The sequence below is a fragment of the Brevibacillus sp. AY1 genome, from assembly GCF_029870785.1.
Lineage (GTDB): Bacteria > Bacillota > Bacilli > Brevibacillales > Brevibacillaceae > Brevibacillus > Brevibacillus invocatus.
In genome coordinates this window covers 18,027-30,090 of record NZ_JAFLPN010000042.1, presented here as the reverse complement: position 1 = coordinate 30,090, position 12,064 = coordinate 18,027, and the positions used below count along the sequence as shown (strand labels likewise).

Genomic DNA, 12,064 nt, shown 5'->3' with positions numbered 1-12,064 from the left:
TCTGGAATGTTGATGGTTGAAAATCTAAGAATGAGTGAGCAAACGCGAGAAAACATTAATTTATAGTGGGAGGAAAACAGGATGAAAATAGCCGTAATTGGAGCAAGCGGTAAAGCCGGTCGTCTGATCATGGAGGAAGCCGTTGCCAGAGGTCATGAGGTGGCTGCAATCGTCAGAAACGCCTTGAAGGTACAAAACCCTCAGGTACAGATACAGGAAAAAGACGTTTTCGATCTGAACGCGGAAGATTTGCAAGCCTACGACGTGGTCGTCAATGCTTTCGGTGCTGCGCCAGGGCAAGAGCATTTGCATGTAGAAGCAGGACGCGTATTGATTCAGGCATTAAAAGGTTTAGCCAGAACACGGTTGATCGTCGTAGGTGGTGCTGGCAGCCTGTTTGTCGATGAAGCAAAGACTGTTCGTTTGATGGATACCGCCGAATTTCCTAAGGAGTACTATGCAACAGCGTCGAATCAGGGTCAAAACCTGCAGGACCTTCAGCAATCTGCCGATGTTCAATGGACCTTCATCAGTCCAGCAGCATTCTTTGACCCCCAAGGAAAACAAACCGGCTCCTACAAAAAAGGAAAAGACCATCTGATCACTAACGAAAAAGGGCAAAGCTACATCAGCTATGCGGATTATGCGGTTGCCGTTCTGGATGAAATCGAGAACCCGCAACATAAGAATGAACGATTTACCGTTGTTTCTGAATCAGAGTAAGCCAGATGAGCGAAGGTACTGCAAGCGGGCAGTGCCTTTTTTGTTTTCATGTTTTGTTCTTCCACTGCGTGTGAATTGGATTATAATGGTAGGTGGCATCGTCGATAGGAAGCCTCCTTACCATCCGGATTTGCTTGGGACAGAAATGTAGAGATCAAGGGCATTCACGCCAGAAAGGCAGCGTAGAAATAATGGAAACAAAAGGCATCATCTCGATCGAAGGATTCAACCTGGGCTTTTCCATGGAGGGAGAGGGAATACTCGAGCGGACACAATCCGATGCTGGAAGAACCAGAGATGTTTTTCAGGCATCTCGTCCATTGGATCAAGGAAGGATCAGAGTCATGAATCAAATACCAGTAGGCGTACAAGAGATTTTGCACGCTTATTTTGTATGGTTTGAAAGGGAACTGCCGAACCTGCTTGAAGCCTTTTATGTATATGGGTCCATTTCGATAGGAGCCTTCCAGGAGGGAGCAAGTGATATCGATTTTATTGCATTGATAAAAAGAAAATGGACAGAAGAGGAGAGCATTCGGATAAAAAAACTTCATAAAAGCATTCATCGAGCATTTCCAAGTGCGAGTCTGGACGGTTTTTACATAACGAAGGAATCGATGGAAGGTTTAAAACAAAAAGCCCAGCCATGTTTTTCGTTTCGGGACGGAAACTATCAAGGAGAAGAGGTATTTCACCAGCATTCAATTGACGCTTACCAGCTGGTTACCTACGGAATAACAGTAAAAGGAAGCGACCCTCGTACGTATGGCCTGTCCATCGATTGGGAGCTGTTACATCAATTCCTGCGAGGCAATCTGGATTCCTATTGGGTGAATTGGGTACGTCGATGTGAAAGGTTTCCCTCGATCCATTTTGTGGGAATGTATATGAGTCCAAAAATGATCGAGTGGGGAGTGCTGGGAATATCGAGATTGTTTTATTCTTTTCGCGAAAAGGACATTGCTTCAAAGCTAGGAGCGGGAGAATACGCTTGTAGTCATGCACCAGAAAAGTGGAACACCATCCTGAAAGAAGCGATGCGAGTACGAAGGGGAGAGTCTACATCCTATTACACCTCGCCTATCACAAGAAGAAATGATGCCTTGGGATATATGAAAGAAATGATACAAATATGTAAAAACTAGATGATTCTTGGGTTTGATTGCATTCTTACTTCAATTAAGCTCAATGAAAGATTGCGTTTTATGTAAGTATACCTTAGAATAACTTCATGTTTGAAATATTAAGAAAGATTAAAAGAAGTGGGAGGATTTTTCATGAAGGGGAATAGTATTTCCAAATCATTACTGTCCGTACTGTTGGGGACAAGCTTGCTAGTAGGCTGTTCCAGCGGAGCATCTAATCCGAGCAGTACCGGAGCAGCGCCAGAGACAAACAATGCTGCACCAACTGAGAGTGCTGGTGAATTCACGGCAAAAATTGGTGGCGTATTCATTTTGTCAGGTTCCAGCGCCGCTTATGGAGAGGCCCAGAAAAAGGGCTTGGATTTGGCTTTGGAAGAGCTTAATGAAACGAACAAGGGCAAATTGAAGATCGAAATCCAATATGAAGATACGGGCGGGAAAAAGGAAAGTGCGATCAACTCCGTGAACAAATTAATCAACCAAGATAATGTTGTCGCCATTATCGGACCAACTCTGTCTGGTGAAATGCTTGCAGCGGGACCTGTTGCCAACGAAGCAGAAACTCCGATCTTCGGGATTTCCAACACGGTAGAAGGCATCAATGATATTGGCGAATTCGTTTTCCGCAACTCCTTGCCAGAATCAATCGCGATTCCAACTGCTATGAAACAAGCGATCGAGAAAAAAGGCTCGAAAACAGCAGCGTTTATCTACGCTGAAAATGACGATTTCTCTGTTTCAGGTTTCCAAACCATGAAAAAGACTGCAGAAGAAATGGGTCTGCAAAACCTGGGTGAGACTACTTTCGCGATCGGCGACGTGGATTTCTCCGCCCAATTGACCAAAATCAAACAATTGAACCCTGATGTACTGTTGGTATCTGCTCTGTACAAAGAAGGTTCGATGGTAGTGAAAAAAGCAAGAGAACTGGGCATCAACTCCCTGATCGTAGGCGGAAATGGTTTTAATAATCCGAAAGTATTTGAAATTGCTGGACCTGCCGCTGAAGGACTGATCGTAGCGACTCCATTCAGCCCGGAGAAACAGGATGAGAAAGTTCAGAAGTTTGTAAAAGCGTTTGAAGCAAAATACGGCTCTAAACCAGACCAATTTGCTGCACAAGCTTATGACAGCCTGTACATCATGTCTCAATCCTTGCTCGCTGCAGGAACCGCTGATCGCAATGCTCTGCGCGACGAGCTGGCAAAACTGAAGGACTTTGAAGGTGTATCCGGAAAGCTTTCGTTCGATGAAGGACGTAACCCAATCGGCGACGCAGTTGTCGTTGAAGCGAAAGATGGAAAGTTCGTACCGTTTGAATAAGCAGAAAAATAACTCTTATTTCAAACTAGAGGGATTGCCTGAACGCTATCGGGCAATCCCTTTCCCAGCATTTTTATGAAAGTAGGTGAAGGAACGTGTTTTTGCAACAACTTGTTAACGGTTTGACCGTCGGCAGTACGTATTCGTTGATTGCCCTCGGTTATACGCTGATTTTCGGCGTACTGGGCATTATTAATATGGCACATGGTCAGGTGTTCATCTTTGGTTCTTTCGTCGGCCTGATCTTGATGACGAGCTTTGACATGCCAATCGCAGTGGCCTTTATCGCTTCCATCGTCGTTTCGGGGATTCTTGGACTTATTCTGGAGTTTACGGCGATGCGTCCATTGCGCAAGAAAAATGTTCCTCACCTGGCTTCACTGATCAGTACGATTGGATTTGCCACGCTGCTGGAAGAAGGAATGCACAAACTCTTCGGAGCGGATTCCCGTGCGTTTCCTGATACGGTGGGAAGCACGTCATTTCAGCTAGGGGCTGTTCAAATTCGTGCGGTAGATCTCATTATTCTGGGGATTTCCATTATTCTGATGGTGGTTCTGCACTTCTGGATCAACAAGACCAAGGCTGGTAAAGCAATTCGCGCGACAGCTGAAAATACGGAAACTGCGAGTGTGTTGGGAATTAACACCAACGTGGTGATCGTAACGACTGTCGTACTTGCCTCCAGTCTGGGGGGAATTGCGGGCATGCTGATCGGGATGACTTATTCGGCATTGATTCCCACGATGGGGATGACGCTCGGCTTTAAAGGCTTGGCGGTATTGATCTTGGGTGGTGTCGGCAGCATTCCGGGTGCGATGATATGTGGTCTGATCCTGGGGGTCATTGAAGTCTTTACGGTGGCTTATGGTGCGTCTTCCTACCGTGACGCTGTAGCATTTGGTTTAATCATCCTCATTTTGCTGATTAGGCCGCAGGGCTTATTTGGCCGCAAAGCCTAGAAAGGAGTTGATTGAGGATGGATTTTTTGAATCCTTATAATTTACAGGTGATTACCTTTATCGTATTGAACTGCATTTTGGCGATCAGTATTTTCATTACGTTGGCCACTGGACAGCTCTCACTCGGTCATGCCGGGTTCATGAGCATTGGCGCGTATACATCGAGTATCTTGAGTAAAAATGCAGATATGCCGCTGTTTATTGCCATTTTGGCAGGTGCGCTGATGGCTGGGCTGATCGCGCTTTTGATCGGTGCTCCGACATTGAAATTACATGGACTTTACCTGGCAATCGCAACGCTTGGATTTGGTGAAGTGGTTCGCGTCATCTTGTTGAACATGAAAATTACGAATGGAGCATTGGGAATTACCGGCTTGAAATCGCTGGGTACGTACTTGTACGACTGGGAAAAGATGCTCGGGATTACCGCACAATCGCTTGGAGTTACGGTTCCGGTCATCAAGTCGCTTTCAACCTTGGTGTTCATGCTCCTCCTCTTTCTCATTATATTGTTCCTGACTCTTCGCTTGAACTCGTCACGTCTGGGACGCGCATTTGAAGCGATCCGCGCGGATGAGACTGCAGCGAGAGCGATGGGAATTCAGGTGAACTATTACAAAATGCTGGCCTTTATCATCGGCTCTGTTTTGGCAGGCTTGTGTGGTGGATTGTTTGCCCACATCACGACAGCGATTACGCCGAATGACTTTAACTACCACAAGGTCGTGGAGATTCTCTCCTTCGCTGTAATCGGCGGAACAGAAGTAGTCTGGGGTGCCCTGTTCGGAGCGATTGCACTTACGACGTTGCCTGAAGTGCTGCGTGGTTTGGCCGAGTACAAAATGATTTTCTACGGTGCTATCATGGTTCTGGTCATGGCTGTTCGACCACGTGGACTGATCGGCTCCGATACCTTGCAGAAGCTGTTTCGTCGAAATAAGAAACACAATGATCAGCCGAAAGGGGTGGAATGATGTTGTTGCAGCTTTCACATGTCGGAAAAACCTTCGGTGGGATTAAGGCATTGAGTGATGTCAGCTTTACTGTATCAGAAGGCGAAATCGTCGGTCTGATCGGGCCGAACGGTGCTGGAAAAACGACGATTTTTAATATGGCAACCGGAATCTTTCCACCGACGAATGGAACGATTACCTTTGCCGGTCAACAGGTCAATGGCATGGCGCCTCACAAAATTACAGAATTGGGCATTGCCCGTACCTTTCAGAATATTCGCTTGTTCGGCCACATGTCCGCGCTGGATAACATCCGGGTAGGGTGCCACACTCGATCGAGTGCTGGCTTCTGGTCATCCCTGCTGCATACTCCACAGCAGCGCAAGGAAGAACGAGCAGTGATGGAAAAAGCGAGACAGCTGCTAGACTTCGTAGGACTGACTCATGTGGCGGATGTACGTTCTGACACGCTCGCGTACGGACAGCAACGCCGCTTGGAAATTGCCAGAGCTCTTGCTGCCGAGCCAAAGCTTTTGATGCTGGACGAGCCTGCTGCAGGTATGATCGAGAGTGAAACAAAAGATTTGACCAACCTGATCGAAAACATTCGCTCGATGGGTATTACCATTCTTCTTGTAGAGCACGACATGGGATTGGTCATGAATTTGTGTGACAAGGTCGTGTGTATTAACTTCGGGGTCAAAATTGCGGACGGTAAGCCGCAGGAAGTACAAAACCACCCTGATGTGATCGAGGCGTACCTGGGTAAGGAGGACGAGTAATATGCTTAGCATTCGCGGGTTAAGCACTTCATATGGTCAGATCAAAGCCATCCGCAATCTCTCGCTTGATGTAGAAGAAGGAAAGATTGTTGCATTGATCGGAGCCAATGGAGCAGGAAAGACAACAACCATGAAAACGATTGCAGGATTGCTCACACCTGACCAGGGCAAGATTACCTTTCAGGGGCAAAGCGTAGAGGGATGGAAGCCTCACAAGCTGGTACAGGCAGGTCTTTCGCTGGTACCGGAAGGCAGAGCCATCCTTGGACAAATGACCGTATTGGAAAACCTGGAAATGGGCGCCTATCAGCGCAATGATCAGGCAGGTATCAAGGACGATATGGAAAAAATGATGACCTGGTTCCCGATCTTGAGAGAACGGCTGTCCCAATTGGGCGGGACCATGTCAGGTGGCCAGCAGCAAATGCTGGCAATCGCGCGTGCACTGATGTCGAGACCCAAGCTGCTTCTTTTGGATGAGCCTTCGATGGGCTTGGCTCCTATCGTCGTCTCCGACATTTTCCGGGTGATCAAGCAGATCAATCAAGAAGGAACCACTGTCCTGATCGTCGAGCAAAACGTGAAGCAAGCGTTGAAAATCGCAGACTACGGATATGTTTTGGAAGCGGGACAGATCGTGTATGAAGGTTCAGGGGAATCCTTGCTTACAGATGAAAAGGTAAAAGAAGCTTACTTGGGTGGAAGAAAGCACGAGTAAGGGATCGCAAAAAAGCTCAAACACACCGTTTGGGCTTTTTTTGTACTATCGGAAAGTGTTGAGTGCGCTAAAGCGCTAAAAAGATTAGCGGAAGATAGTATAAGTGCAACTAAGGCTCCGCCAAAAGCTTGGCGTAGCCAAGTTTTCTAATCGCTATGCAAACGGCGTTTCTGTCGATATAACCACTGATGTCTCTGAACGCATTGTGGGCTGTGGTCAGAAACGACTATTTTGATACACCGATTACAGACTGTAACAAGACTCAACGCGTTTGGTTACCCCATATCAAGCTGCTTTGCATGTAAAAAAGGTGGAGTCTACCTCCACCCTTTTTTAATGATGAGCGCCCAGGTTCTTTTTAGTAATCAAAAAGGATACTGTTGTGCCTTTGCCAAGCTTGCTCTCGATCGTAAGACCCGTTCCATAATGCTGTTTCAGGCGACGATCGGTATTCAACAAGCCGATACCAGAACGCTCCCCTGGCTGTTTGTCTAAAATATACTTAAGCTGTTCCTCGTCAATCCCAACCCCATTATCTGTAATGCACACCTCGACGTCCTGGCCACGATCTGTGATTCGGATACGGATCTGTCCACCCTCCACACGCTTTAAGATACCGTGAATGACTGCGTTTTCCACCAGGGGCTGTATCGTGAGGGGAGGGATGTCCAGCTGTATGTGGTCATCCACTTCCCAAACGACCTCTAGTCGTTCATCAAAGCGTTCCTTTTGTATGTATAAATAAGCACGAACCAGCGTCAATTCATTTTCTAGCGGGGCTACTTTTGCGAAATTTTGAAAATCAATGCTTAGGCGCATATAATTGGACAGTTCCTCCATCAGGTCATCCATTCGGTCTATGTCCATTTTGCTCAATGCCGCGATGGAGTTAAACGTGTTCAGAAGGAAATGCGGCTTGATTTGAGCTTGCAGCCAGGCAGCTTCCAGGCGCAATCGCTCATTGACCGACTGCTTGAGATTGGTAAGCGATGATACTCTTGCCTTTAGCTCTGTCGCATTCATGGGCTTCGTCACGTAGTCGTTGGCGCCTAACCGAAAACCCGCTTCTATATCTTCATCTCGGTTGCTAGCAGTCAACAGCAGTATTGGGAGTTCGGAGACAGAGAAGCGCTCCCGAATGCGAGAAGTCAATTCATAGCCAGACATGTGAGGCATCATCACATCTGTAATGATTAAATCCCACTCCCGCGAGTCGAGGAGAGATAATGCTTCGGTACCGCTGGTAGCAGTGAAGATCTCATAGGGTTCTGTCGCAAAAATACTCACCAACACTTTCAGGTTGACCGGATCGTCATCGACCGCCAAGATACATGTCCCGTCAGAGGAAGCTGTTGACTTTATTGCTGTATGCGAGTCATTGGACGAAGACGTGGCACTGACTTCCTCCAGACTCGTAGCTTCTTTCAACAGGTGATTATCCTCAACCTCCGGCAGGCTGGAAGGAGAGAGCGGTAATGTAAAAGTGAAAGCAGAGCCGTGATGTGGTTTAGAGCTGGCTACCAGAGTTCCTCCGTGCATTTCCACCAATTGCTTGCAGATGCTTAACCCAAGACCCAAGCCTCTTTCTACGGATGTGAATGGCTGATCTGCCTGTTCATACGGCTGGAAAACACGCTCCAGTACCTCATCATTCATGCCGATTCCCGAGTCAATCACGGAAATACTGACCCAATTGTTGTGAATCGATGCACGAATGGCTATTTCGCCAGAGTGTGAGTATTTTACCGCGTTGTGTAGTAGGTTGAATAAAATTTGAATGATTCGATTTTCGTCAGCCAAGACCAGAGGAAAGTTTCTGGGAATCTGGTTGACGAACAGGATGGGTTTACCTTCCGTCATGTGTCGAAGCATGTCAATGACAGATGCCGTGACGATGTGAATAGATATCCGCTGAGGCTGGAGAACAATCCGATTCGTCTTCAGTCGTGCCGAGTCCAGCAGATCATTAAGTAAATACGACATACGTCTGCCAACTGTAATGAGCATGTCCAAATCTTTGGCGCTTTTGGCTCCAAGAACATTTTTATCACGATCCAAAACTGATTGCGTGAGATTCAACATGCCATGAAGCGGATTGCGCAGTTCGTGTGCGACAGTAGCTAAAAAATCGTCTTTGTCCCTATCTGATTGTTGAAGCTTGGCTGTCAGCTTCTGAGATTCTTCCAGGATGATAAAATATTGTTTAAACCAGTAAGATGCAAACAAAATCATGGCCAGAATGAGATCAAAAGGATACGAAAAAATATCTACATGCTGCCTTTCTATAATGAATAGCCAAACTAGACTATTCATGGAGGCGATGATGGCCAACAGCAAAAAGATATTGTTTTTGTCAATTTTCGAAGTCGTCCGGAACATGACGATAGGTGCCAGGAAGCAAGGGATAGCCATCATCACCAGGTAGATCGGATAAAGCTGCACACTGTAGCTCAGAGGCAGTGTCAGGATGGACAAGGCAGATATTCCGCTTATGATGGCATACACAAAGAAAACCTTCGTGCGAATAAAGGTGGGCAGCAGATGGCGAAAACATTGAAACAGAAAGTAGCCTCCGCCTACCACCGTCAAATGTACAATCTTGACACTCCACTCATAATTGAATGAGATCCATTCATACAGAAGTCGTTCGCCGTCAGTCAAAGTGGCCAGTATGACACAGATGATCATCATAGAAAAGTGGAAGATGCGAGTATCCCGCTTGACGACGAAAAACAGAATAAAACCGTAAACCGCATGAATGATATAGGCAACAACCGCCAGGCTCACCAGATTATTAGCAAAGCTCACATATTGATTCAAGGGTCCCACCAAACCAAAGTCTATCGAGTTAACGATACCGCCACTCCTGGTGTTGTCAAAGTTCGCTACATGAATGACAAGCTCAATTTCGCGCCCATTTTCCAGAGTATAGTAAACGGTAGCTGGTTTATCTAGTGGGGCATAGCGCTCTTTATCTTCAGCAGGCCGTCCAGTTTGTGATTGCAGCTCTCCATTTATATAGATTTCCGAGGAGGTAAGAATCCTTGGGACCCGAAACCCAAAAGAGTTCCCTTTTTCAGGATCGACCAGAATGCGCAAGCGGTACGAGCCGTACCCGAACACTTGAGGAGTATCTGGTTGAAGGGAGTGGTTCCACTTGCCTGGCACCGTAATCAAGCCTCTTTTGGCTTGAAGCGAAACATGATCCTCATTATTTTGCATCAGCAGCACATTCGGATAAAACTCCCATTCGCCGTCCAAGGATAGGGAATGATCATTGAACGCATCCCAGTCCCGTACATCCAGTACACCTTGGGCAGCAAATGGATGTTGCGGAGATGTATAGAAATGAAGCCACATGAAGCGAAAGGCAGTAAGAAATGCCAAAAATAGGGCAACGATGAGTATTATTTTCCTCTTAGTTATCATAACGAGCCTATTTCGACAAGGTTCCACAATATCCTTTTGAAAAAGAGAATCACTTTTCGCAGTGGATTTATAATGAGGAGAGCTTCAGAAGAAAGCGTATACGAATTATGAGGTTCCCATCAGTAGTGAATGAACAGACATCCCACAAAAAAACCAAACTGCTTCAATCCTCGTCGGATATAAGCAGTTTGGTTTTTTATATAAGTGACCTTATTTTGCTGTTACACCGCCGTCAACCGGCAACTCGATACCTGTAATGTGGCTAGCTTCATCCGAGGCCAGGAACAAGATGGCATTCGCTACTTCTTCTGCCTGTCCAAGGTTTGGCAGCGCGATTTGTGACAGGAAATAATCCTTGTATAGTGCCATCGACGGAGCGCTCATCGGTGTCACGATATACCCCCGGATGGACAGAGTTCACACGAACCATGACACCGAATGGAATTCGTGAACAGAAAAAAAATAACCGCTATAGTAGTATCGTTTCGACTGCTGAAAAATTATTCCTGGAGAGCGGGCTCGATTGTGTACAAATGCAAGATATCGCGGATGCTGAGGGGATTGGCGTGGCAACCTTGTTTCGATATTTTCCGAAAAAGGAACGACTGATTGTTGCGGTGGCTGTCAGCAGCTTGGAAAAAAACGTAGAGCATTTTAAACGCATTGCGAATGGGAAAGGCTCTGCTTATGAGCGCTTGGAACAGGTTTTGGATTTTTTCATGGGGGATCATACGGAGCAGATCAGCAAGTCCGCCAAATTTCGAGAAGCATTTGAAAGCTATGCCTCCTTTGCCAAAAATCCGTTTGACGGTATCGAGGATTACATAGAGATCCAGAAAGTGATCGCCTAAAATTCAACAGCGCATGTTAAAAGAAATGCTGCTTTCGTATTTGCGTCCATAGTATCCATTCCATAAAAAAGATGCAGGCTGCTCCCAGGAAGGAGTCCCTGCATCTTTTCGATTTATCGAAGTCGGGAGGGACCTGGCCAGCTGATTCGTAGGAGGGTAGCCAGACCTAAATAACCAAAGAGCGGATACAAAAACATCAGCAGCTCTGAATACCCAATGAGGCAGAGCAGTAACGTAGCGCCAAAAAGGAACAGGTATAGCCGTGATTCCTGAATCTCAAACAGCTCGCGTAGCTGCTGGCCAATACCGAACACGTTGGAGATCAGCGTGGTGAAAATTTCGGAAAACATCACGAAGACCAAAAACAATTGCAGCCAAGCATCCCATTTGTCCGTCACGAACAGGATAGGGACATCCAGCAAGCGAACCTGATTCCAGTTGGCGAGAAGGGAAGAGTGGACGATCAGCATCATGAAGCCAAGTCCGATACCGCCCAATACGGCGCCACGAATCAAGACAACGGGCTCTCGAACGGAGTAGCCAATGGGAATGAGGACCGATTGTGCCATTGCCAGGTTAAAGGAGACGTAGAGGATTGTTTTCCAAAGAAAATCGTAATCACCGGGTGGTTGAGTGGAAAGTGGAGAGGTGTCGTAGCTGTCGAGCAAAATCAGCAGCGAGAAGACCAGCATGGCGGGTACAACGATCGAGTTGACGACCATGAGCTGCTCCAGACCTTTGCGGAGAACGAAAAGCGCAAGTACGGCTGTCCCCACAATTCCTGCGAGGTAAGGGATCTGGAATTGTTCCTCCAGCACTGATCCTGCACCAGCAAGCATGACCGTGGTAACACCAAACAGGGTTAAAAAAACAAGGACATTCATGGCACGCCCCATGATGTTTCCAAAAAGGCGCTGGTTGAATGATTCATACGAAGGTGTCCGCATCTGATGGGCAAGCCACATCATTTTGTAGCCCAACCAGACAAACAGTACACTTGCCAGCAAGATCCCCAGGGTTCCTGCGTGACCGTACGCCGTAAAAAAGGCAACAATCTCTTGTCCACTTGCAAATCCCGCGCCTACAACTGTCCCGATGTAGGTAGCAGCGATTTGAATACTTTTTCCCCATAATTTCATGACCAGGCCCGTTCCTTTCTGAAAGGATTGTACTATAAA

11 protein-coding genes are annotated in these 12,064 nt (G+C 46.8%); 8 read left to right on the top strand and 3 right to left on the bottom strand.

All coding sequences use genetic code 11. The annotated features are described in order from the left end of the window. The first annotated feature begins 81 nt into the window (after positions 1-81). From JZI27_RS21505 to JZI27_RS21475, 7 genes are all read left to right on the top strand, one after another. The gene (locus JZI27_RS21505; RefSeq protein ID WP_280209227.1) at positions 82-723 is read left to right on the top strand and encodes an NAD(P)-dependent oxidoreductase; all 642 of its coding nucleotides are present in this window, start codon (positions 82-84) and stop codon (positions 721-723) included. 191 nt (positions 724-914) lie between these two features. After that, complete coding sequence (locus JZI27_RS21500; protein WP_280209226.1) at positions 915-1,868, top strand: aminoglycoside adenylyltransferase domain-containing protein; 954 nt, start codon at positions 915-917, stop codon at positions 1,866-1,868. Between the two features lie 132 nt (positions 1,869-2,000). Beyond that, positions 2,001-3,191, top strand: coding sequence for an ABC transporter substrate-binding protein (locus JZI27_RS21495; protein WP_122911300.1), 1,191 nt, complete (start codon positions 2,001-2,003; stop codon positions 3,189-3,191). Positions 3,192-3,286: 95 nt separating this feature from the next. Further along, the gene (locus tag JZI27_RS21490; protein ID WP_251245202.1) at positions 3,287-4,153 is read left to right on the top strand and encodes a branched-chain amino acid ABC transporter permease; all 867 of its coding nucleotides are present in this window, start codon (positions 3,287-3,289) and stop codon (positions 4,151-4,153) included. Positions 4,154-4,170: 17 nt separating this feature from the next. Then, positions 4,171-5,127 (top strand): branched-chain amino acid ABC transporter permease, encoded by a 957-nt coding sequence (locus tag JZI27_RS21485; protein WP_251245201.1) that lies wholly within the window; start codon positions 4,171-4,173, stop codon positions 5,125-5,127. Next, positions 5,127-5,888 (top strand): ABC transporter ATP-binding protein, encoded by a 762-nt coding sequence (locus tag JZI27_RS21480; protein WP_251245200.1) that lies wholly within the window; start codon positions 5,127-5,129, stop codon positions 5,886-5,888. The genes JZI27_RS21485 and JZI27_RS21480 overlap by 1 nt, the downstream gene beginning before the upstream one ends. A 1-nt stretch (position 5,889) precedes the next feature. Further along, entirely contained in the window at positions 5,890-6,606 is a 717-nt protein-coding gene (locus JZI27_RS21475) for an ABC transporter ATP-binding protein (protein WP_251245199.1), read from the top strand. A 333-nt stretch (positions 6,607-6,939) separates the two neighbouring features. Here JZI27_RS21475 and JZI27_RS21470 read toward each other — a convergent pair whose 3' ends face one another. Continuing rightward, the gene (locus JZI27_RS21470) at positions 6,940-9,993 is read right to left on the bottom strand and encodes a hybrid sensor histidine kinase/response regulator (protein WP_280209220.1); all 3,054 of its coding nucleotides are present in this window, start codon (positions 9,991-9,993) and stop codon (positions 6,940-6,942) included. A 252-nt stretch (positions 9,994-10,245) separates the two neighbouring features. After that, positions 10,246-10,419 carry an SDR family oxidoreductase gene (locus tag JZI27_RS21465; protein ID WP_481752839.1) on the bottom strand — a complete coding sequence of 58 codons (174 nt, stop codon included), beginning with the start codon at positions 10,417-10,419 and terminating at the stop codon, positions 10,246-10,248. A gap of 2 nt (positions 10,420-10,421) precedes the next feature. Between JZI27_RS21465 and JZI27_RS21460 the strand changes: the two genes are divergently transcribed. Further along, positions 10,422-10,886, top strand: coding sequence for a TetR/AcrR family transcriptional regulator (locus JZI27_RS21460; RefSeq protein ID WP_481752838.1), 465 nt, complete (start codon positions 10,422-10,424; stop codon positions 10,884-10,886). 113 nt (positions 10,887-10,999) lie between these two features. Here JZI27_RS21460 and JZI27_RS21455 read toward each other — a convergent pair whose 3' ends face one another. After that, complete coding sequence (locus JZI27_RS21455) at positions 11,000-12,025, bottom strand: YkvI family membrane protein (RefSeq protein WP_251245195.1); 1,026 nt, start codon at positions 12,023-12,025, stop codon at positions 11,000-11,002. Between the last annotated feature and the right edge of the window lie 39 nt (positions 12,026-12,064).

Coding starts and splice junctions, on each gene's coding strand:
- JZI27_RS21505 (WP_280209227.1), top strand. CDS start 82: ATGAAAATAGCCGTAATTGGAGCAAGCGGTAAAGCCGGTCGTCTGATC.
- JZI27_RS21500 (WP_280209226.1), top strand. CDS start 915: ATGGAAACAAAAGGCATCATCTCGATCGAAGGATTCAACCTGGGCTTT.
- JZI27_RS21495 (WP_122911300.1), top strand. CDS start 2,001: ATGAAGGGGAATAGTATTTCCAAATCATTACTGTCCGTACTGTTGGGG.
- JZI27_RS21485 (WP_251245201.1), top strand. CDS start 4,171: ATGGATTTTTTGAATCCTTATAATTTACAGGTGATTACCTTTATCGTA.
- JZI27_RS21480 (WP_251245200.1), top strand. CDS start 5,127: ATGTTGTTGCAGCTTTCACATGTCGGAAAAACCTTCGGTGGGATTAAG.
- JZI27_RS21475 (WP_251245199.1), top strand. CDS start 5,890: ATGCTTAGCATTCGCGGGTTAAGCACTTCATATGGTCAGATCAAAGCC.
- JZI27_RS21465 (WP_481752839.1), bottom strand. CDS start 10,419: ATGAGCGCTCCGTCGATGGCACTATACAAGGATTATTTCCTGTCACAA.
- JZI27_RS21455 (WP_251245195.1), bottom strand. CDS start 12,025: ATGAAATTATGGGGAAAAAGTATTCAAATCGCTGCTACCTACATCGGG.